The 21189-nt window shown below is 62.9% G+C and carries 23 protein-coding genes; 14 read left to right on the top strand and 9 right to left on the bottom strand.

Features of this window, described 5'->3' with window-relative positions:
- Positions 1 to 24 precede the first annotated feature (24 nt).
- Positions 25 to 738 (top strand): 4'-phosphopantetheinyl transferase superfamily protein, encoded by a 714-nt coding sequence (locus tag N8H22_RS10270; protein WP_264590634.1) that lies wholly within the window; start codon positions 25 to 27, stop codon positions 736 to 738.
- Positions 739 to 747: 9 nt separating this feature from the next.
- Here N8H22_RS10270 and N8H22_RS10275 read toward each other — a convergent pair whose 3' ends face one another.
- Both N8H22_RS10275 and N8H22_RS10280 read right to left on the bottom strand, forming a co-directional pair.
- Positions 748 to 2364, bottom strand: a complete 1617-nt coding sequence (locus N8H22_RS10275) for an ATP-binding protein (RefSeq protein WP_264590406.1) — start codon at positions 2362 to 2364, stop codon at positions 748 to 750.
- An 11-nt stretch (positions 2365 to 2375) separates the two neighbouring features.
- Positions 2376 to 3098: a winged helix-turn-helix domain-containing protein gene (locus tag N8H22_RS10280; protein WP_264590407.1), complete on the bottom strand. Its 723-nt coding sequence runs from the start codon at positions 3096 to 3098 to the stop codon at positions 2376 to 2378.
- A 693-nt stretch (positions 3099 to 3791) separates the two neighbouring features.
- On the opposite strand from N8H22_RS10280, the gene N8H22_RS10285 reads away from it, so the two are divergent.
- The 5 genes from N8H22_RS10285 (at position 3792) to N8H22_RS10305 (ending at position 10836) form a co-directional block, all read left to right on the top strand.
- Positions 3792 to 6659, top strand: a complete 2868-nt coding sequence (locus N8H22_RS10285) for a ribonucleoside-diphosphate reductase subunit alpha (RefSeq protein ID WP_264590408.1) — start codon at positions 3792 to 3794, stop codon at positions 6657 to 6659.
- Between the two features lie 309 nt (positions 6660 to 6968).
- Entirely contained in the window at positions 6969 to 8216 is a 1248-nt protein-coding gene (locus N8H22_RS10290) for a ribonucleotide-diphosphate reductase subunit beta (RefSeq protein ID WP_102895811.1), read from the top strand.
- 119 nt (positions 8217 to 8335) lie between these two features.
- Complete coding sequence (locus N8H22_RS10295; RefSeq protein ID WP_264590409.1) at positions 8336 to 9139, top strand: hypothetical protein; 804 nt, start codon at positions 8336 to 8338, stop codon at positions 9137 to 9139.
- A gap of 184 nt (positions 9140 to 9323) precedes the next feature.
- Positions 9324 to 9830 (top strand): transposase, encoded by a 507-nt coding sequence (locus N8H22_RS10300; protein ID WP_264590410.1) that lies wholly within the window; start codon positions 9324 to 9326, stop codon positions 9828 to 9830.
- A gap of 475 nt (positions 9831 to 10305) precedes the next feature.
- Positions 10306 to 10836 (top strand): transposase, encoded by a 531-nt coding sequence (locus tag N8H22_RS10305; protein ID WP_264590411.1) that lies wholly within the window; start codon positions 10306 to 10308, stop codon positions 10834 to 10836.
- 45 nt (positions 10837 to 10881) lie between these two features.
- On the opposite strand, the gene gcvA is transcribed toward N8H22_RS10305, so the two are convergent.
- Positions 10882 to 11787: a transcriptional regulator GcvA gene (gene gcvA / locus N8H22_RS10310; protein WP_264590412.1), complete on the bottom strand. Its 906-nt coding sequence runs from the start codon at positions 11785 to 11787 to the stop codon at positions 10882 to 10884.
- A 117-nt stretch (positions 11788 to 11904) separates the two neighbouring features.
- Here gcvA and N8H22_RS10315 point away from each other — a divergent pair, with 117 nt between their 5' ends.
- The 4 genes from N8H22_RS10315 to N8H22_RS10330 all read left to right on the top strand — a co-directional run bounded on the left by N8H22_RS10315 (position 11905) and on the right by N8H22_RS10330 (position 14502).
- Positions 11905 to 12630 carry an NAD(P)H-dependent oxidoreductase gene (locus N8H22_RS10315; RefSeq protein WP_264590413.1) on the top strand — a complete coding sequence of 242 codons (726 nt, stop codon included), beginning with the start codon at positions 11905 to 11907 and terminating at the stop codon, positions 12628 to 12630.
- Between the two features lie 80 nt (positions 12631 to 12710).
- On the top strand, positions 12711 to 13058 hold the full coding sequence (locus tag N8H22_RS10320; protein ID WP_264590414.1) for a TfoX/Sxy family protein: 348 nt from the start codon (positions 12711 to 12713) through the stop codon (positions 13056 to 13058).
- A 98-nt stretch (positions 13059 to 13156) separates the two neighbouring features.
- Positions 13157 to 13852, top strand: a complete 696-nt coding sequence (locus tag N8H22_RS10325; RefSeq protein WP_264590415.1) for a GNAT family N-acetyltransferase — start codon at positions 13157 to 13159, stop codon at positions 13850 to 13852.
- Between the two features lie 206 nt (positions 13853 to 14058).
- Entirely contained in the window at positions 14059 to 14502 is a 444-nt protein-coding gene (locus N8H22_RS10330) for a DUF2846 domain-containing protein (RefSeq protein WP_264590416.1), read from the top strand.
- 100 nt (positions 14503 to 14602) lie between these two features.
- Here N8H22_RS10330 and N8H22_RS10335 read toward each other — a convergent pair whose 3' ends face one another.
- A complete protein-coding gene (locus N8H22_RS10335; protein ID WP_264590417.1) occupies positions 14603 to 15346 on the bottom strand; it encodes a class I SAM-dependent methyltransferase in 744 nt (247 codons plus the stop codon).
- Positions 15347 to 15502: 156 nt separating this feature from the next.
- On the opposite strand from N8H22_RS10335, the gene N8H22_RS10340 reads away from it, so the two are divergent.
- A complete protein-coding gene (locus N8H22_RS10340; protein ID WP_008570307.1) occupies positions 15503 to 15970 on the top strand; it encodes an RNA methyltransferase in 468 nt (155 codons plus the stop codon).
- Positions 15971 to 16078: 108 nt separating this feature from the next.
- Here the strand turns inward: N8H22_RS10340 and N8H22_RS10345 are convergent, their stop codons facing one another.
- Positions 16079 to 16327, bottom strand: a complete 249-nt coding sequence (locus N8H22_RS10345) for a zinc ribbon domain-containing protein (RefSeq protein ID WP_264590418.1) — start codon at positions 16325 to 16327, stop codon at positions 16079 to 16081.
- A gap of 188 nt (positions 16328 to 16515) precedes the next feature.
- Entirely contained in the window at positions 16516 to 17304 is a 789-nt protein-coding gene (locus tag N8H22_RS10350; RefSeq protein WP_264590419.1) for an NAD(P)H-dependent oxidoreductase, read from the bottom strand.
- An 85-nt stretch (positions 17305 to 17389) separates the two neighbouring features.
- On the opposite strand from N8H22_RS10350, the gene N8H22_RS10355 reads away from it, so the two are divergent.
- The gene (locus tag N8H22_RS10355) at positions 17390 to 18283 is read left to right on the top strand and encodes a LysR family transcriptional regulator (protein ID WP_264590420.1); all 894 of its coding nucleotides are present in this window, start codon (positions 17390 to 17392) and stop codon (positions 18281 to 18283) included.
- A 146-nt stretch (positions 18284 to 18429) separates the two neighbouring features.
- Here N8H22_RS10355 and N8H22_RS10360 read toward each other — a convergent pair whose 3' ends face one another.
- On the bottom strand, positions 18430 to 18558 hold the full coding sequence (locus tag N8H22_RS10360) for a hypothetical protein (RefSeq protein WP_264590421.1): 129 nt from the start codon (positions 18556 to 18558) through the stop codon (positions 18430 to 18432).
- Positions 18559 to 18673: 115 nt separating this feature from the next.
- Complete coding sequence (locus tag N8H22_RS10365) at positions 18674 to 19081, bottom strand: helix-turn-helix domain-containing protein (protein ID WP_264590422.1); 408 nt, start codon at positions 19079 to 19081, stop codon at positions 18674 to 18676.
- 63 nt (positions 19082 to 19144) lie between these two features.
- Here N8H22_RS10365 and N8H22_RS10370 point away from each other — a divergent pair, with 63 nt between their 5' ends.
- Positions 19145 to 19768: a cation transporter gene (locus tag N8H22_RS10370; RefSeq protein WP_264590423.1), complete on the top strand. Its 624-nt coding sequence runs from the start codon at positions 19145 to 19147 to the stop codon at positions 19766 to 19768.
- Between the two features lie 7 nt (positions 19769 to 19775).
- On the opposite strand, the gene N8H22_RS10375 is transcribed toward N8H22_RS10370, so the two are convergent.
- Entirely contained in the window at positions 19776 to 20612 is an 837-nt protein-coding gene (locus tag N8H22_RS10375) for a CAP domain-containing protein (protein WP_264590424.1), read from the bottom strand.
- A gap of 157 nt (positions 20613 to 20769) precedes the next feature.
- Between N8H22_RS10375 and N8H22_RS10380 the strand changes: the two genes are divergently transcribed.
- The gene (locus N8H22_RS10380) at positions 20770 to 21171 is read left to right on the top strand and encodes a hypothetical protein (RefSeq protein WP_264590425.1); all 402 of its coding nucleotides are present in this window, start codon (positions 20770 to 20772) and stop codon (positions 21169 to 21171) included.
- Positions 21172 to 21189: the final 18 nt, after the last annotated feature.

Consider the following 21189-nt stretch of genomic DNA (forward strand, 5'->3'; position numbering starts at 1 on the left):
CCCGCTTGAGGCAGAATGCGCCGCATGACCACGCTGCCACCCCTGCCCCGCTGCTGCACTGGCTTGAACGACCACTGGCCGTTGCCACGCGCACTGCCGGGCGTACGCCTGCTGAGTACGCGCTTCGATCCGGCGTTGCTCGATGCCGAGGATTTCCCGCGCTGGGGCATCCCGCTGCCCAATGGCGTCAGCAAGCGCCAGGCGGAATTTCTCGCCGGCCGGCTGTGCGCGCGCCAAGCGCTGCAAGGGTTGACCGGAGTGCCCTCGGTGCCGAGCGTGGCGCCGGATCGCTCCCCTTGCTGGCCCGCCGGTGTGGTCGGTTCGATCACTCACGGGGCCGGTTGGGCCGGTGTGGTGGTTGCCCGACGCAACGACTGGCTCGGCCTTGGCCTGGATATCGAGAAGCGCCTGCCGACCGAGCGGGCCGACCGGCTGGTCGGCGAGATTCTTACCGCCAACGAGCTGCTCGGTTACGCCGATCTGTCTGCGGCGCGACGCGCGCAACGGGTGACGCTGACCTTCTCGCTCAAGGAAAGCCTGTTCAAGGCGCTCTACCCGCTGGTGAACCAGCGCTTCTACTTTCAGGATGCCGAGCTGCTGGCGTTCGACGACAGCGGCTACGCGCGCCTGCGTCTGCTCACCGACCTTTCCGCGCAATGGCGGCGTGGCGTGGAGCTGGAAGGTCAGTTCTGCGAGTTCGATGGCTATCTGCTGAGCCTGGTGAGCGTGCCCCTCTGAGGCATGCCCTCAACCCTCGTTCACCACCTGCGCACGGCGACGCGGCCAGCGCAGGCTGAAACAGGCCCCGCCCAGCTCGCTACGACCAACCTGCGAGCGGCCCGCATGCCAGTAGATGATTCGCCGCACGATGGAAAGCCCCAGCCCATGCCCGCCGGATGCCCGCGTGCGGCTGTCATCGAGACGCAGGAACGGGGTAAATACGCGCTCCCAGTCCGCCTCCGGCACCCCGGGGCCGTCATCCTCGACGCGCAGCCAGACCTGCTCGCCGTCGATGGCATAGCTGACCTGCACCTGCGTCTGGGCGTGGCGGGTGGCATTGGTGATCAGGTTGCTCAGCGCACGCCGCAGATAATGCGGTTCGGCATCGGCCCAGCTGCTGCCGTCGGCCGCCGGCACGCAGTGGCCGCGTTCGACCCGGATCGCCGGACGCAGCGGTGCCAGCTCGCCAATCACCTGATCCACCAGTGCGGCCAGATCTACCGGGGTGAACTTGAGGGCTGGCAGGCCCTGCTCGAGGCGCGTATAGACCAGCATCTCGTCCACCAGACGGTCCAGATCGTCGATGTCGGCGTCCATCCCGGCCAGGTATTTGCGCCGCGCCTCGTCGCTCTGCGCGTCGGCACTCATCTCCAGGCCGAAACGCAGGCGCGCGACCGGCGTACGCAGTTCGTGAGCGACCGCACTGACCATCTCGCGCTGCACCGCCAACAGCCGCTGCAAGTGCTTGGCCATGCCGTTGAACGCTGTTGCCAGACGGCCGACCGAGTCGCTGCCGGCATCCGGCACCCGCGCTGCGAGGTTACCGCCGGCGATGCGCGTGGCGGCGGCCTCGAGCACGCTCAGGCGCTGCTCGAGCTGGCGCACCAGCAGATAGACGGTCAGACCGATCAGCGACAGCCCGAGCAGGCCGATCAACAGCAATAGATGCGGCGGATAGGCATCCATCGGGTACAGCGGACCGAGCTGCATGATCCACGACGTGCCGGCAATCGCGGCGAACACCCGCACGCCATCGCCGCCCTTGTTCAGCGCCATCACCGTGTCGCCCTCGTCGAGGCGACGGCGCTGGTCGTCGTCGAGGCTGGCGCTGTCGCGCGTCAGCAGTTGCAGCGGATAGCCGAAGCCGCGTGCCTGCTTGAGCTCCGCCAGCCGCTGCGGCTGTTCGGTTTCCGGATAGCGGATCAACTCGTCGATCAGTAGATAGATGGTCGCCCGCGCCAGCTGTTCGCTGACCTGCTCCACTTCGCCGGTCAGCACCAGCCCGTCGCGAGCGCTGACCAGGCTGAACACAGTGGTGCTCTGCGGACGAATCTGCTCGACCAGCACCTGGCCGCGCAGCAGACGGGCCTCCAGGCGATCCTCCAGACTGACGTCATCCAGCGTGCGCACCCGCAACGGAATCCCCAGCAGACGCCCCCACAGGTTGGCCGCCTGGCGCCGCTCGACCGGCGTCATGCTGCTCATGTTGTGTGCCATCAGGCGGAAGGTGCCGGCGGCCAGGCGCTCGCGGTGGTCGTCCGCACGAAACTGATTGAGCAGCTGCAGACCGCCGGCGCCGAGCAGCGCCACCAGCACCAGCACCGCCAGCATGCCGCCGTAGATGCGCAGGAAGATCGAATTCATCGGGCGTCCGGTTAGACCAGCGCTTCGGCGGCTTCGGAAACGAACAGATAGCCCTTGCCGCGAACCGTCTTGATCAGCCGCGGATGCTCCGGATCGTCACCAATCTTCGGTCGGATGCGCGAGATGCGCACATCGATGGAGCGGTCCTGGCCGTCGTACTCGATGCCGCGCAGCTGCGAAAAGATTTCCTCGCGGGAAAGGATGCGCCCCGCGTTGACGCTCAGCAGCCAGAGCAGATCGAATTCGGCGCCGGTCAGTTCGATACCCTTGCCGCGCAACCACGCCTCGCGCAGCGCGCTGTCGATCACCAGCGGGCCGAACTGCAGACGCTTGACGTCCGTCACCGGCGCCTCGTTGCCTTCGCGGCGCCGCAGCAGTGCGCGGATACGCGCCAGCAAGAGGCGTGGACGCACCGGTTTGCAGACGTAGTCGTCGGCGCCGGTTTCCAGGCCCAGCACCTGATCGAGATCGTCGGCGCGGGCGGTGAGCATCAGAATCGGCCCGTCATAGCGATCGCGTACCTGGCGGCAGATGGACAAGCCATCTTCGCCCGGCAGCATCAGATCGAGCACCACCAGGTCGGGGCGCTCGCTGACGATGCGCTCGACCGCACGAGCACCGTCGGCCTCGATGGCCACGTCGAATGCGCCGGCACCCTGCAGATATTCCTGGGTCAGCTCCGCCAGCCGCCGATCATCCTCGACGATGAGGATCCGCCACGCTTCTTGCTCCATCCATGCCTCCGACCAACACCGCCAGACCGAAACAAACGCGCGGCATTGTACCCAACGCCCGCCCGTCCAGAAGCCTACAAAATGAGCTTGCAACAAACACAACATATAGTGTTGGCCGCCGGCATCAGCCAGCGCCATCGGCAGCAGAAAAAATCGGGTATTTCGTCGCCCGCCGGGCAGCCCTCGACGGCACGCGGGCTACGCTGGCGACTGCACTTTTCACCCACAAAGCACCCACATCTTATCCACAGCTTGTTCAGGGACGGTGCCTTGCAATGGGCCCGGGCCGGCATTATGGTGTCGCCCGCTGCAGCGCAGACCCTACATCTTGGGGTCTCAGCCAATGACAGACACAAACCGCGTGAAAGCGGTGTTGGCAAGTGGTTCGCTCGTCCGAACGCTCGAAATAACGGTTTCAGGCTGATGGGCGAGCCCACACACCGCCAGGAAAATGACCCTGGCGCGTCGTCGCCGACAACTTCCAGGCTAGTGCCAGACAAATCAACAGAACACTACATATTGTGTTGACAGTGTTTTTCACGAAGCTATTCTTCCGTCACTCGAACGCCCTTGACCGGAATCATTGCCATCGATGAACCGGCCCCCGGCACGACACATGCAGACGAACCTTGCGGGCGCAGTAAGCCCGAAACCAGAACGAATACCGCGACCAAAAGAGAATCCGGAGCCCCCATGCAAAACCAATCCACTCGCGAGAACCCGCTATCAGCCGATGCACCGGATCTGGCGGCTACCGCCCCGGGCCAGCTGCGCGTGATCAAGCGCAACGGTACCGTCGTCCCCTACACCGACGACAAGATCACCGTGGCCATCACCAAGGCATTTCTCGCAGTGGAAGGCGGCAACGCTGCCGCTTCCTCGCGTATCCATAACACCGTCGCGCGCCTGACCGAGCAAGTCACCGCCACCTTCCGTCGTCGCATGCCCTCCGGCGGCACCATCCACATCGAGGAAATCCAGGACCAGGTCGAACTGGCCCTGATGCGCGCCGGCGAGCAGAAGGTCGCCCGCGATTACGTGATCTACCGCGAAGCCCGCGCCCAGGAGCGCAAGAGCGCCAGCGCCGCAGCCGGCAGCGACATCGCTCAGCCGCACCCGAGCATCCGCGTCACCCGCGCCGATGGCAGCCAGCAGCCGCTGGACATGGGCCGTCTGCAGACCATCATCGCCGAAGCCTGCGAAGGCCTGGCCGAAGTCGATGGCGCGCTGATCGAGCGCGAGACCCTGAAGAACCTCTACGACGGCGTGGCCGAGAAGGACGTCAACACCGCCCTGGTGATGACTGCCCGCACCCTGGTCGAGCGTGAGCCGAACTACAGCCAGGTCACCGCGCGCCTGCTGATGGACACCCTGCGTGCCGAAGCCCTGGGCTTCCTCGGCGTTGCCGAAAGCGCCACCCATCACGAGATGGCTGACCTCTACGCCAAGGCCCTGCCCGCCTACATCGAGAAAGGCGTCGAGTTCGAACTGCTCGACTCCAAGCTGAAGAGCTACGACCTGGCCAAGCTGGGCGCGGCACTGAACCATGAGCGTGACCAGCAGTTCACCTACCTCGGCCTGCAGACCCTCTACGACCGCTACTTCATCCACAAGAACGACATTCGCTTCGAACTGCCGCAGATCTTCTTCATGCGCGTGGCCATGGGCCTGGCCATCGAGGAAGAGCAGAAAGAAGCCCGCGCCATCGAGTTCTACAACCTGTTGTCGTCCTTCGACTACATGGCCTCGACGCCGACCCTGTTCAACGCCGGCACCCTGCGTCCGCAGCTGTCGTCCTGCTACCTGACCACCGTGCCGGATGACCTGGGCGGCATCTACGACGCCATCCGCGATAACGCCCTGCTCTCCAAGTTCGCTGGCGGCCTGGGCAACGACTGGACCCCGGTGCGCGCCCTGGGCGCCTACATCAAGGGCACCAACGGCAAATCCCAGGGCGTCGTGCCCTTCCTGAAAGTGGTCAACGACACCGCCGTCGCGGTCAACCAGGGCGGCAAGCGCAAGGGCGCGGTCTGCGCCTACCTGGAAACCTGGCACCTGGACATCGAGGAATTCCTCGAGCTGCGCAAGAACACCGGTGACGACCGTCGCCGTACCCACGACATGAACACCGCCAACTGGATTCCGGACCTGTTCATGAAGCGCGTCTTCGACGACGGCCCCTGGACCCTGTTCTCCCCGTCCGACGTCCCCGACCTGCACGACCTCACCGGCCGCGCCTTCGAGGAGCGTTACGAGTACTACGAGGAGCTGACCAAGTACGGCAAGATCAAGCTGTTCAAGACCCTGCCGGCCAAGGACCTGTGGCGCAAGATGCTCTCGATGCTGTTCGAGACCGGCCACCCGTGGCTGACCTTCAAGGACCCGTGCAACCTGCGCAGCCCGCAGCAGCACGTCGGCGTGGTGCACAGCTCCAACCTCTGCACCGAGATCACGCTGAACACCAACAAGGACGAGATCGCCGTCTGCAACCTGGGCTCGATCAACCTGGTCAACCACATCAAGGACGGCAAGCTGGATTCGGCCAAGCTGGAGCGCACCGTACGCACCGCTGTGCGCATGCTCGATAACGTCATCGACATCAACTACTACAGCGTGCCGCAGGCGCAGAACGCCAACTTCAAGCACCGCCCGGTGGGCCTGGGCATCATGGGCTTCCAGGATGCGCTGTACCTGCAGCACATCGCCTACGGTTCCGATGCCGCCATCGACTTCGCCGACAAGTCCATGGAAGCCATCAGCTACTTCGCCATCCAGGCCTCCTGTGACCTGGCCGACGAGCGCGGCGCCTACTCCAGCTTCCAGGGCTCGCTGTGGTCTCAGGGCATCCTGCCGCTGGATTCCCAGCAGATCCTCATCGAGGCCCGGGGCCAGAAGTACATCGATGTCGACCTGACTGAATCCCTAGACTGGGCGCCGATCCGCGAGCGCGTCAAGAAAGGCATCCGCAACTCCAACATCATGGCCATCGCCCCGACCGCGACCATCTCCAACATCGTTGGCGTATCGCAGTCCATCGAGCCGACGTACCAGAACCTGTACGTCAAATCGAACCTGTCCGGCGAGTTCACCGTCATCAACCCGTACCTGGTCCACGACCTCAAGGCCCGCGGCCTGTGGGACCCGGTGATGGTCAACGACCTCAAGTACTACGACGGCTCCGTACAGCAGATCGAGCGCATCCCGCAGGATCTGAAAGACATGTACGCCACCGCCTTTGAAGTGGAAACCAAGTGGATCGTCGAGGCCGCCAGCCGCCGCCAGAAGTGGATCGACCAGGCCCAGTCGCTGAACCTCTACATCGCCGGCGCCTCGGGCAAGAAGCTCGACGTGACCTACCGCATGGCCTGGTTCCGTGGCCTGAAGACCACCTACTACCTCCGTGCCCTGGCCGCGACCAGCACCGAGAAGTCCACCATCAACACCGGCAAGCTGAACGCCGTGAGCTCGGTGATCGACGAAAGCCTGAGCGCGGAGCCGAAGCCGGCCCCGGTGCCGCAGGCGTGCAGTATCGATAACCCCGACTGCGAAGCCTGTCAGTAACAAAAAGGAGGCGGACGCATCTGGACGGCGATCGCCGCGTTGCCTGCTGAGCCGGACCCCATCACGTACAGCTGTACGCTCAGGGATTCCGACTCGACAGGCGCCTTGCGCTCACTCGCCCAGCTCCGCCCTTACACCGAGTGGGAGTTGTGGGCTGATTCGTAGGGTGGATGTCGCTTTCCACATCCACCGTTGCCCCACTCGATGGCCCGCAACACCAAACCAGATTTCGCGCTTTTGCGTGCACAAGCAAAAGCCCCCATACATCCGACCGGCCAAGCCCCGGTCCCCCATCAGGAGCAATCGCACATGCTGAGCTGGGACGAATTCGACGAAGAAGAAACCACCACCGCCGCGCCGGCCACCGCTGCCGCACAGCCGGCAAGCCAGACCGCCGCCAAGCTGGACAACGAGGCCGCCGGCTCCGTGGAAGAAGCCCGCGCCGTTGCCGCTGACGATTCCGACGCCATCGCCCGCGCCAAGCGCGCGCTGGACGAACTGGACGTCCGCGAAGGCCTCAATGAACTGGAAGGCGAAGCGGCCCGCGTACGCGTCGACGAGAAGCGCATGATCAACGCCCGCGCCGACCTCAACCAGCTCGTACCCTTCAAGTACGACTGGGCCTGGCAGAAGTATCTGGATGGTTGCGCCAACCACTGGATGCCGCAGGAAGTGAACATGAACGCCGACATTGCCCTGTGGAAGAGCAAGGACGGCCTCAGCGAAGACGAGCGCCGCATCGTCAAGCGCAACCTCGGCTTCTTCTCCACCGCCGACAGCCTGGTCGCCAACAACCTCGTGCTGGCCACCTACCGCCTGATCACCAACCCCGAGTGCCGCCAGTACATCCTGCGCCAGGCCTTCGAAGAGGCGATCCACACCCACGCCTACCAGTACTGCATCGAGTCGCTGGGCATGGATGAAGGCGAGATCTTCAACATGTACCACGAGATCCCGAGCGTCGCGAAAAAGGCCAGCTGGGGCCTCAAATACACCCGCTCCATCTCCGACCCGACCTTCCAGACCGGCACCCCGGAGACCGACAAGCAGTTCCTGCGCAACCTCATCGCCTACTACTGCGTACTCGAAGGCATCTTCTTCTACTGCGGCTTCACCCAGATCCTCTCCATGGGCCGCCGCAACAAGATGACCGGCACCGCCGAGCAGTTCCAGTACATCCTGCGCGACGAGTCCATGCACCTGAACTTCGGCATCGACATGATCAACCAGATCAAGATCGAGAACCCGCACCTGTGGGACGCCGAGATGAAGGACGAAGCGACCCAGATGATCCTCCAGGGCACCCAACTGGAAATCGAATACGCCCGCGACACCATGCCCCGCGGCGTCCTCGGCATGAACGCCGCGATGATGGAGGACTACCTCAAATTCATCGCCAACCGCCGTCTGACGCAGATTGGTTTGAAGGAAGAGTATCCGGGCACCACCAACCCGTTCCCATGGATGAGCGAGATCATGGACCTCAAGAAGGAGAAGAACTTCTTTGAGACGCGGGTTATTGAGTATCAGACTGGTGGGGCGTTGAGTTGGGATTGAGCTTAGGCCAACACTAATAGGAAACACACAGAATCGCTTATCTGAATATAAAACCGGATAGCGAGACAAATAAAGCCCCGTCTAGCGCGGGGCTTTTATTAACACAACCTGAAAGCCTCATGAAAATATTTCTATTTATTCTTGGCTTCATTGCACGCCTAGCAATAATTGGCATACCACTCTTCATATTCAACAAATACAAAGAAACATTCATTCTACCTTTTGAAAGCTGGCCTTCCGACGTCATGCTTTATGCCGCACTATCATTAGCACTTTTAATCGCAGCCGACTACATAAAAGATGCCGTAAAAAACCACAAAACGAAGAAAGCTTTTAACCCACTTCAACGCGCATCTCGCGAAACCGGCGCAACCGTTACAACGCTCCTACAGCATGGACGTTTCGAGAGTAAGGATTGCAGTCAAGCAATTGAGTCCGCGCTCAGGCAAATAGAAACCATCGTTGAAGTATCCTTGGGGAAAAGCAGACACGAAGGCCATGAAATAAGCGCCAACTGTATGATCCACCGAACCCAACGAAAAGTCGGACCTTCTCTCACTTTGACACACTGGGGAACACGTCTAGCTGGAAGAGAGCCAATCACCATAAAGCTTGGAAACAACCTTCCGGGGGCTCCAAAGGCCATCGAAGAAAACAAAATTCACTACATCAAAGACACACAAGCAAAAGAAATCTCTCAGTTTTTTTCCAACAAAAGCTACAAATCCATTTTGTCTATCCCGCTAACCGCCGGACCTAAAAAAATCGGCGTCATAAATATAGATTCAACAGAGGCTAACGCCTTTGGAAAGCTTGAAAATTTTAAAAAAGATATTCACCCTTTAATTCAACCTCAAATTGACACAATAAAAAAGCTTCTTCAGATAATCGAAATACCGGAACCCATACAAAAAGCTGCTTAAAGGACTTCCAGCGAGTAGCGAGGTAGCCTGGAAGTGACGCGTGGAAAAGGCTTCGCCGTTTTCCACCCTACGCAACGTCGATGCGTCGGCGGTGTGGGCGGTTGAGATGGCGTAGGGTGGATAACGCTTTGCTTATCCACCAATACGGACCTCCCGCCAACACAACGCTCAAGGATGAGCCGCCATGTCCCGCTACCGCCGCGCCCAAGTGCCGGGCGCCACGTATTTCTTCACGGTCAATCTGCTCAACCGTCGCAGCGACCTGCTGGTCCGCCATGTCGACCTGCTCCGCGAGACGGTGCGAGCCACACGCTCACGCCATCCCTTCCACATCGACGCCTGGGTCGTTCTGCCCGACCACATGCATTGCGTCTGGACGCTACCGGACGGCGATGCTGACTTCGCCCTGCGCTGGAAAGTCATCAAGTTCGCTTTTGCCCGACGCCTACCAAAGACCGAGGTACTGACGGCAACCCAGCGCTCCCGCGGCGAACGAGGGATCTGGCAACGGCGCTACTGGGAGCATCTGATCCAGGATGAACGGGATTACCGGCATCACGTCGACTATGTGCATCGAAATCCGTTAAAGCACGGCTTGGTGGAGCGTGTCGCCTACTGGCCCTATTCGAGTTTTCATCGAGCCGTTGGAGCTGGGGTCTACCCAGTTGATTGGTGCGGTGATGAGCCATAGGGATACGCAGGTGATCTGGAATGACGCGTGGAAAAGGCTTCGCCGTTTTCCACCCTACACTGCTACGCAACACCTCCACTCGGCCGTCTGACGGGGACGGACTTCGAGTCGCCCCGAGTGCTCTTTGGTTTTATTTGCTTCTTCTGCACGGACCGGCAGGCGACACCAACCGCCCCTTCAGGAGGGTGAGTGGAATCGCCGTGGAAGGGGTTGAGCGGCATGGATGCCGCGAGAGCCGCGATGGGCCAGGGATGGCCCTTCGCGGCGTGCCCCTGGAATGGCGATGGAGCAAACGGACCCGGAGCGAGGTAGCCTGAAAGTGGCGCGTGGAAAAGGCTTCGCCGTTTTCCACCCTACCTCCGGCAACGTCGATGTGTCGGCGGTGTGGGCGGTTGAGATGGCGTAGGGTGGATAACGCTTTGCTTATCCACCGATACGGACCTCCCGCCAACACAACGCTCAAGGATGAGCCGCCATGTCCCGCTACCGACGCGCCCAAGTGCCGGGCGCCACGTATTTCTTCACAGTCAATCTGCTCAACCGTCGCAGCGACCTGCTGGTCCGCCATATCGACCTGCTACGCGATACGGTGCGAGCCACACGCTTACGCCATCCCTTCCTTATCGACGCCTGGGTCGTTCTGCCCAACCACATGCATTGCGTCTGGACGCTACCGGACGGCGATGCTGATTTCGCCCTGCGCTGGAAAGTCATCAAATTCGCTTTTGCCCGACGCCTACCAAAGACCGAGGTACTGACGGCAACCCAGCGCTCCCGCGGCGAACGCGGGATCTGGCAACGGCGCTATTGGGAACACCTGATTCAGGATGAACGGGATTACCGGCATCACGTCGACTATGTGCATCGGAATCCGTTAAAGCACGGTTTGGTGGAGCGTGTCGTCGACTGGCCATATTCGAGTTTTCATCGGGCAGTCGAAGCTGGGGTCTACCCGGTTGATTGGTGCGGTGATGAGGCGGAGGGATTCGCAGGGGATGCGGGCTGACGCGTGGAAAAGGCTTCGCCGTTTTCCACCCTACGCTGTGGCGAACTAGCCAGTCAGCTCACACAACCCACCCGGCACAGCCATCACCCACTCCCTCACCGCCCGAATCGTCGGGTCATCCCGGCGGCTCTCCGGGTATACGAGGTGAAACGGCTTGCCCTCCAGTTCCGGCCCGAATGGCTGTACCAGCCGCCCTTCCCTCAGTTCGTCCTCGATCAGCTGTCGACTCATCAGCGCCACACCCTGCGCGCCGATGGCCGCGGAGATGGCGTGGGTTTCGTCGGAGAAGACCAGCCCGGCGCTGACGTCCAGTCCCGGCACGTTGGCGAGCTTCTGCCACGCAGCCCAATCGCGCGGAGACGAAACGGCGGCTTGCGCGCGAAAGTGAATCAACGAGTGCTTGGGCAGGTCCGCCGCAGAATGCAAACCAAGCAGCGGGCTGCAGGCCGGGACGAAGGTGTTGTCGAACAGCTTTTCCGCCACCAGCCCCGACCAGCGACCGTCACCGTAGCGGATGGCGATATCTGCCGTGACACCATCCAGCGCCACCGGCTCGTGGGAGGTATGGAAGCGCAGGTCGATATCCGGATGCGAATCGCGCAGCAGGCAGACCCAAGGCACCAGCCAGCGTACGGCGATGGCCGGCGTAGTGCTGAGCGTGATCGCCTGGCGACAGGGCTTCGCGCTCAGGCGTTCGACCGAGGCGCTGATGCTGTCGAATGCCGTCTCCAACGTCTGTTGCAGCTCCCGCCCTTGGTCGGTCAGCTCCAGCTTGCGCGGTTTGCGCAGGAACAGCGCCACACCGAGGGATTCCTCCAGCGAACGAATCTGGTGGCTGATCGCCGTGGCGGTGACGGACAGCTCTTCCGCGGCCTGCTTGGCACTTTCGTGGCGGGCGGCCGCTTCGAAGGCGCGCAAGGCGGAAAGTGAGGGTAACCAACGGTGCGCCATGGCTGAGTTTTCCTCATCTGTATCTGGAAGAAATCGTCGTTTGTCGCCTGTAGAGCCTAACCCTAGGCTGACTCTGCCGCGAATGACAGATGAATTCTTTTACAGAGGAGATTCGCCATGACGCACCTTCTGCACCTCGATGCCAGCGCCCGCCCCGGCCTTGCCGGCAAGGACGAACACGGCTCGCACAGCCGCCACCTCAGCCAGCGCTTCGTCAGCCAATGGCTGGCCGGTCGCCCGCAGGATGGCGTGACCTACCGGGACATCGGCCAGAACCCACCGTCCTTCGTCAGCCATGACTGGATCGCCTCGGCCTTCACGCCAGAGGAGCGCCGGGAGCCGTGGATGAATGACGCGCTGGCCGAAAGCGACACCCTGGTGGATGAACTACTGGCCGCCGATCTGCTGGTCATCGGCACGCCCCTCTATAACTTCGGCATGCCGGCGGCGCTCAAGGCCTGGGTCGATCAGGTGGTGCGCCTGAACCGCACAGTCGGGATGGACGAGAGCAATCCGCTCGATCCCTACGTGCCCATGCTGGCGGAACGGGAACGGCACGCGGTCATCCTCACCGCCCGAGGCGGCATCGGCTTCAACCCGGGCGAGGCGATGGCGCACATGAACCATCTGGAGCCGAATCTGGCGACGGCGCTGGGTTTCATCGGCATCACCCGCATCCATCAGATCGCCATCGAAGGTCAGGAGATCGGCGGCGAGCTGCTGGCCAATTCGGTGGCCGAGGCGCTGCGTCAGGTGGATGCGCTGGTGGCGCGGCTGCAGGCGACTGTGACAGCACCCACTCCCCGCACGCAGCAGAGGCAGGCCGAGCCCGATCCGGTGTGATGCGAGCCGGGCGTGGAAAACGCCCGGTTTTCCACGCTACCCTCCATGGCCTGATACCCGGGCGAGACAGCGGAGCGAGCATGGCTACCGATAGAGATTTCATGCTGTACGTGGCGGAGCAGATAGGCCTGGGCAGCCGGCTGACGTACAGGAAGATGTTCGGCGAGTACGCCCTTTATCTGGATGAAAAGGTCGTCGCGTTCGTCTGCGACAACAGCCTGTTCATCAAGCCTTCGCCGGCGGCCGCGACGCTTGCGCCGGATCTGCCGCAAGCCCCGCCCTATCCCGGCGCGAAGAACTATCCGCTGGCCGACGAACTGCTGGACGATGCCGACGAACTCCGCCGCCTGGTGATCGAAACGGCGCGGCTCATGCCGGTGCCGGCGCCGCGCAAACTGAGGAAGAAGAAGCCAGACGCAGCGACATGAGTTTCCAACAGGGCGGGCTCTTCATCTCCCCTGCCCTCGCCCGTGGTACACCGCCCGGTACAATGCCGCCATTTTCCGTACCGCCCCGGAGCACCGCCATGTTCACCCTCGCCCATCTCGACACCCCGCCGCCGGAATCGCTGAAAAGTCAGCTGTTGCAGATGGTGGTGGACTACCTCGGCGACATCAGCCCCGTCTCGCTCACGCCGAGCAACCCGCTGTATCAGCTGTACCAGTACGTGGTGGGTTTCGAGGTGCACCGCTACCTGGACAGCATGGACGGTGCGCAAGCCGGCAAGCCCGAGCTGATCATGGCGCTGGATGCCGACGACCCGGCAACCCTGCTCGGTTTCGCGCTGTACCTGCCGTATATGGACGATCCCGAAGCCTGTGCGCTGGTTTATCTGGCCGTGCAGGCCGAGCATCGTCGGCAGGGCATCGGCCGGGCCATGGTCGCATCGATGGTGACGCGCTATCCCCACGCCGAGGTGGCCTGCGTGGCCGGCAAGGTGCCGTACTTCGAGGCGCTGGGCTTCCTGCCGTTGGCGGCGCGTGGCCCGCAGGTGGTGATGAACACCCGCAGCCAGGCATCCCACGGTGTGGTGGCGGTGCAGGATCTGGAGCCGATCTTCCAGTCCAAGGAAGTCCGGCAGATCTACAACTACCTGGTGCAGCAGAACGGCCGCAAGGCGATGAGCGAGGCGGAGAAACAGCGTGACCGCCTGCTCGATCAGCTGGCACAGCAGGCGCTCCATTTGGTCGAGAGAGACTCGTTAGCCAAACGCTTGCACTAGCCGTTACCAGGGTCATAACAGGCAAGATCGACCTTGGCCAGGCAACCGTTCCGCCGCACAGCACCGCCACGCGCACTCCATTAGCGTGACTCCTATCACTAAAACCGCTTACCAGAACGCGCTCGATGATGCCGAGGGTTACCGACTAGGTGATGTCACTTTAATATCGCCCGGCAATTCGCCTTAACACTCAGGAACGAGTATTCATGTTCAAGCATTTCATGATGAGCGCCGCGGCGCTGAGCTTTGCCATTTTGACCGGCTGCGCATCGGTTCCAATGGAATCTCCCGAAAAGGACCAAGCATATAAGACTTTCCCGGCACCGCCGCAGGATCAAGCCGGACTGTACATCTTCCGCGACTCCATGCTTGGAGCCGCTCTGAAGAAATCGGTGAAGATCGACGGTGAGGTCATCGGCGAAACGGCAGCGAACACCTACTTCTACCGTCTCGTCACGCCTGGGAAGCACACCCTGGCGACCGAGTCCGAGTTCAGCGACAACCTCATCGAACTGGACGCCATAGCTGGCAAGAACCATTACGTGCGTCAGTCGATCAAGATGGGCGTGTTCGTGGGTGGTGCGAAGCTGACCGAAGTAACGGAAAGCGAAGGCCAGCAAGCTGTAGCGAAAACCGAACTGGCACGCTAACGCTGCGGACAAACCGTCGCCCAAGCAAAGCCTCGCAACCGCGGGGCTTTTTTCTGCCCGGTTCTAGCTGCGTAATGAATCAATCAGCTTGACGATCCGCTCAGTTCTTCACACAGGCGAAGATAGCGTTCCCGGATGCCTGGTCCCAGGGAACGATCTTCTCGTAGTCATGCTCGAGCACATGCACTTCAAAGTACGGCTGCAGCAGTTCGATCAGCTCGGCGAAGCTCACCGCCACCATCGCATGCTCGTCGTGCCAGACCTGGCTTTCACCCGCGACGGTTCTCTCGATGCGCAGCCGCAGCGCCTGGTGCGCGCCGGCACCCGGGTAGTTCCAGCCCGAGCTGAAGCTGAACAGGCCGTCCGCGTGGCTGGCGCTGTGGGAGACGAATGAAGCGTTGTCGATCCGACGCTTGTCCACCGCGTTGAAGCAGAACAGCCCGCCTGCCGCAAGGGCGCCATGCGCGCTGGCGATACAGCTCCTCAGCCGCTCGATAGTGCCGCTGTAATGGATGGAATAGAGGAAACAGGTGATCAGGTCGGCAGGCTGCTCGACTGCAAAGCCACACATGTCCTGCAACGAAAACCGGGCTTCCGGGCAGCGAATGGCCGCTCTGTCGAGCATGGGCTGGTTGATGTCGAGGCCGCTGCTTTCATAGCCCGCATCGATGAAATGACGCACGTGCGGCCCGGTCCCGCAGGCGAGATCCAGATGCCGGTTGCCGGCATTGCCGAACAGCTGCTGCAGACGATGGACGCAGTGGCTTTGCGCGCCGTAGTCGATATCGGCGCACATGAGATCGTAGTAACCCGACAAGTCGGTATAGAGAGCATCGCCGGGCATGGTGACCTGATGTGTTAGCGGGAGCGTTTGGGGCGCGCATCATATCCCGGCGACAGGGAAATCGCCTGGCAATCGCGCGGTCGAGACCTGACGCTTTTCCACCCGGAGTACACCAGTCGCCCCTTATACTCGCGGCTTTTCGCGCGAGTCCCTTCTGTGAGCAACAAACGCTATGCCTGCATCGGCCTGAGCAACCCGAAATCACCGTCCAACGTGGGCGCAATCATGCGTGCGGCCGGCTGCTATGGCGCGGCCTCGGTGTTCTACACCGGCACCCGTTACGACCGGGCCAAGGACTTCGTCACCGATACCAAGAAAGTCCATCAGGACATTCCGCTGATCAACATCGACGACCTGCGCAAGATCCTCCCGCTCGGCTGCGTGCCAGTGGCCGTGGAGCTGGTCGACGGCGCCCGCGCCCTGCCCCAGTACACCCATCCGGATCGCGCGCTGTATATCTTCGGTGCCGAGGACGGCTCACTGAGCAAGGAGATCCGCGACTGGTGCGAAGACGTGGTCTACATCCCCACCAATGGCTGCATGAATCTCGCGGCCACGGTCAATGTGGTGCTCTACGACCGTCTGGCCAAAGGCAACAATACCCGCTCGGGACCGCAGTTCTGATTCACGAGGTGGTGATTCGCGGCGCGGCAGCCGAACGGCCGCTGTAAAGGCCTCGCCGCTTTCCACGCGACAGCGTGCTCGACGCACGCCGTGCCCTGAACGCCGACCTCAGCGGCAGTTGCCGGCGCAGCCGCCGCGTGCGCAGGCCGGTGCCTCGGGGTTCTTCAGCACCCGGCTATTCACCACCCCGGCGGCACTCATCAGCTTGGTCACCGGCGCATCGTCCGGAATCGACGCATCTTCGGCCAGCGCACAGGCCGCTCGCAATTCACCCCAAGTCTTGGGGCGCAGCGCCATCGCATGGCGAACCTCGTAAACCTGGCCATTGGCTTCGCAGCGATAGTCATAAGTCGGCATGGTTATTCCTCCCTGGGTTGCGCTATGGCGGAGTCGTAAGCGCACGCATGCTGAACGAGCATCGCGCGGCGCGATTGTACGAGCAAACACGCCGCGTGCTTATCCTCACGCTGGGCGTGGGCTCCGCCGGCGGCGTTCGTCGCATCCAAGGTTTTCAGCGGGCCGGGGAATTAACGCTGGCCCCGACTTCAGCCATCGCAGTCCACCACATGCACCCACAGGCCTGCCTGCCCCGGCACCAGTTCCGGTCGTAGCGTCAGCGCCGGTATGTCGTAATCCCCGGCATTCTGTCGGCGATAGGCAATCGGCGTCGTCCGCCAGAGGTCGTCGAGGCGCTGTCCCAGCTCGTCGCGAATCATCTCGAATCGGGCCTGATCGACACGGCTGGTGCGATGCACGAGATACGGCGGCAACACGTCGAAACCCGGGTAAAACAGAATGCCGTGCTGGATGGGGAACAGCAGGTCGTCGATCGGGCCGTTGATACCCCGCGGGCTGTAATGCGAGGCCCAGCCGCCGGTCGTGACGATCAGCATGGCGCGTTTGCCCGCCATCGCACCTTCGCCGTAGCGATTGCCCCACCGTACATCGGAGTGCTCCCCCACGCCGTAGGCAAAACCATAGGCGTAGACGCGGTCGACCCAACCCTTGAGGATCGCCGGCATGCTGAACCACCACAGGGGAAACTGCATGATCAAGGCATCCGCCCACAGCAGTTTTTCCTGCTCCTGGGCGATATCGGCAGGTTGCCGACCATTGGCGAAAGCCCACTTCGAATCCTGCGACGGATCGAACCGCGCCCCGGGCTCGTGATCGAGATTGTCGTCGGCATCGACGGTCGCCTTCCAGCCCATCGCATACAGATCGGAAACCCGGACATGGTGGCCGGCTTCGTCCAGGCGCTGGACGACGAAATCACGCAGCGCGCCGGTCAGTGAGCGTTGTTCTGGATGGGCATAGACGAGCAAGACATTCATGTTGGGCACCTCCGTTGAACACGGACGCAGAATGCGGCGCTCGACTGTATAGTTGAAATGAATGTTCGAAATTCCAGGTATAGGCATGAATAATCTCAGACGTCTGGATCTCAACCTCCTGGTCACCCTCGATACGCTGCTCGCCGAACACAACGTGACCCGCACCGCCGAGCGCCTGAACCTCTCTCAACCCTCGGTGAGCGTTCACCTGGCCAAGTTGCGAGAGATATTCGCCGATCCGCTGCTGCTCCCGGGGCCGCGCGGCATGCGGCCGACCGCCCGCGCGGAGGAGCTGCGCGAGCCGCTGCGCCTGGCGCTGGCCGCGCTGGAACGTGCCGTCGCGCCCGCCGCACCGTTCGATCCGGCAGCGGCTGCGCACACCTGGCGCATCGCCGCGACCGACTACGGCGAGTCCGCGATCGTGCTCCCGGCACTGCCGGTACTGCGCGCCGCATCGCCCGCCAGCCGCCTGGCCGTGGTCGAGATGGCGCCGGCGCGTATTGCCAGGCAAGCGGAACAGGGGGCTATCGATCTGGCCCTGCATACCAGCGAAGGCTCGCCCGCCAACCTGCGACGGCGGGCGCTGTTCACCGAGCGTTACGTGCTGGCGGGTCGCGCGGGTCATCCTCGGCTGAAGGAGCGCCCGACACTGGCGCAATTCTGCACGCTCGATCAGGTCATCGTTTCGCCGGATGGCGGCGGCTTTCACGGCGCCACCGATGAGGTGCTGGCAATGCACGGCGCGCAGCGTCGCGTGGTGCTGTCCGTGCCCCACTTTCTGTTTCTGCGTTCGGTGCTGGAAAGTACTGATCTGGTGGCGATGCTGCCGCAGCGACTGGTGCGCGATCAGGACGCCCTGCAGGTGGTCGATGCGCCGGTGGAGGTGCCGGGCTTCGAGATGTCCATGCTCTGGCACGAACGCTCCCACCGGGATCCCGCCCATGAATGGCTGCGCCGGCAGATCGCCGAGTCGCTGTGATGACCGCACGGATGTAAGCCAAGGCCGCGCAGTGCCGCCCCCTTGCCCTGAGCACCCCGCAAAACGGCCAGTTCAATGGTCGCCTGTGAAGTCCTTGCGGTTATCGAGCGTGCGAGCGGCGAAGAATTACTGGCTACGACGCACGATCACGCCTGCTTCAGCGCCACCAGAATGAACCCCACCACGATGCCGGCCAGGGCGATCAGCCAGCCAATCCGGTGTGCACGGTTCTTTTCAGCTTGCCGGATGGGGTCGACGGGCTTTTTCTTTCTCACGGTTCACCTGACTCTGAAGAATGACACTGCAGGCGCCAACCGCCGCAGCGCGCCTTTTTAGGCCGCGCGGCTCGAATTGTCCAGCGAGCGCGCCATGGTTCGCATCAGCGTCATGTCAGCCACCACGTTCGCCCGGCGCCGTCAGAGCCTCGATGATGCGGCACTCCCGGACTGTGGATTCGCTGCAACTGGCCAACCGCTCCAGCTCGCTCTCCAGCCGCTGCAGGTCGGCGATACGCTGGCGGACCTCGACCAGATGGATCTGTACCAGGCGATCGACATCGGTACAGGAGTGCCCCGGCTGGTCGGCCAGCCCCACGAGGGTGCGAATCTCCTCCAGCGAGAAGCCAAGCTCCCGCCCACGCTTGATGAAGCGCAGCCGCGCGGCGTCCTGCTCGCCGAAGGTCCGGTAACCGGAGTCGGTACGTGCCGGAGTGGCCAGCAGGCCGATGCGCTCGTAATAGCGGATGGTTTCCACGTTTACCGCCGTCGCCTGGCTGAGTTTGCCGATGGTAAGAGGCATGGCTTGACCCTGTAGTCGCTACAGGGTTTAGCGTACTGCCATCGAAATCTGGAGGCGAAGCTCATGGCGGGAAATTGTTGTGCGGATGCATGTGCCAGCTCGCTGGCCAGGGGCCGCTATCGGCGTGTGCTTTGGCTCGCGCTGCTGATCAACCTGGCGATGTTCGGCGTCGAGATCGGTGCCGGCGTACGGGCCGAGTCGGTATCGCTGCTGTCCGACTCGCTCGACTTCTTCGGCGACGCAGCCAATTACGGCGTCAGCCTGTTCGTACTGGGTCTCGGTGTGGTGATGCGCGCGCGGGCATCGCTGGCCAAAGCGCTGACCATGGGCCTGTTCGGCCTGTTCATCCTGGTGGTCGCGGTGCGCAATTTCCTCGACGGCAGCGTGCCGCACGCCTCGACCATGGGCCTGGTCGGGATGCTTGCACTGCTGGCCAACATTGCAGTGGCCGTCATGCTTTACGCCTATCGGGACGGCGACAGCAACATGCGCAGTGTCTGGCTGTGCAGCCGCAACGATGCGCTGGGCAACCTCGCAGTGATGCTGGCCGCGCTGGGCGTGTTCGGCACCGGCGCCGGCTGGCCGGACCTGATCGTGGCTACGATCATGGCGCTGCTGGCCATCAGCGCAGCGGTGCAGATCACCCGTCACGCCCGTGCGGAACTGCGCGCCGAGCGGCTGGCGTGAGCGCGGCTTACGGCGCGCCGAACAGCGCCGTCCAGTAGATGGCCGCGTCGCTCTGCGGATCGACCGCATAGGCCGCGCCGAATTCGCTGTACTGCGGGTTCATCAGATTCGCGCAATGGCCCGGACTGGCCAGCCAGCCGTCGAGCACCCGGCGCGGAGTCGGCAGCGCGGCGGCGATGTTTTCGCCCACTACGCCGCCGGTATAACCGTCCAGTTCGGCGCGGTCGCCCGGCGTGCGGCCGTCCTCACTCAGATGACTGAAGAAATTGCGATTGGCCATCGCCCGGCTATGGGCCTCGGCCGTGCCGCCGAGGGTCGCGTTCCAGCCAAGCGGGGCCGCCGCGGCAAAAGCCTGCGAGCCGCACTGACGTGGCTGCGCACGCGCGGTATTGATCAGCTCCAGCAGCTTCTGCCCTTCGGCCTGCCAGTCGCCCAGACGCCCGTCGAGCAGCGGCCGCGCCAGCACGATGCGCCAGTCGCGGCCCTCGCGGCTGACGCCGATATCGACGAACTGCGGATCGAGCAGCACCTGGCAGAAGCTCTCGTGCAGCGCCTGCATCGCCGCCTGGGCATCACGCGGTCCGGACAGGCTGATGGCCTGCACCGTCATCATCGGATAGGCCGCACGCGCCAGTTCCTGCGGCAGGTCGCCAGCGCCCTCGACCGGCAGATTCAAGCGCGTATCAGCCGTCAGCGGCGGCAACTCTTCGCTCGCTCTGTTGCCACAGCGCTGCACTTCGCTGCGATAGGCATTGATGGACTCGACCAGGCGAGCCTCTTCGGCAACCGCTACGCCAGCGAAGCTCAGCGTGGCAAGCAGCAGGACGGATGAAAGAACACGCATGGCAGCTCTCCAGCGAAAATCCCTGACGAAACGGTGCGCCCCCGGCGCGAACGAACGCCATGGTGCGCGAGGCCGCCGCGCTTGTCATCACCGCACCAGCAGCCACACGACGCCTGCCGCTGTGCCAGTTGCGCGGCCTTGGCTATGATCGAACGCCATGAACAGCCAGCCTCCGCTCCGCCAGCCCTGCCCGCCCGGCACCTGCACCTGCAGCCGCGATGCCTTGCTGGAAACACCGGGCGCCGACATGCGCATCCTGCGCCTGACCCTGCATGAGGAGCGTCGCCTGCTCGAGCGCCTGGAGAACGTGCAGAGCCTGGCCGACCTCGAGCGGCTGCAGCAGCGCATGTTCGAGCAACTGGGCATCCGCATGGATATCGCCCCCGGGCACAACGAGGTGCGCAGCATGCGCGGTATCGCCATCGACTTCGCTGATCAGCCCGGCCTGTGCCGCAAGACCCGCCCCGCACTTGCCGCCGCCATTCGCCGCGGGCTGGCGAAGCACCCGGAGATCGCCTGGCGCCTGCTCGATGCGCATGATCTGTTGGGTGGCATCTAAGTACCTAGCCATCACACG

Origin of the sequence: Stutzerimonas sp. S1 (genome assembly GCF_025966695.1) — a bacterium.
Taxonomy (GTDB): domain Bacteria; phylum Pseudomonadota; class Gammaproteobacteria; order Pseudomonadales; family Pseudomonadaceae; genus Stutzerimonas.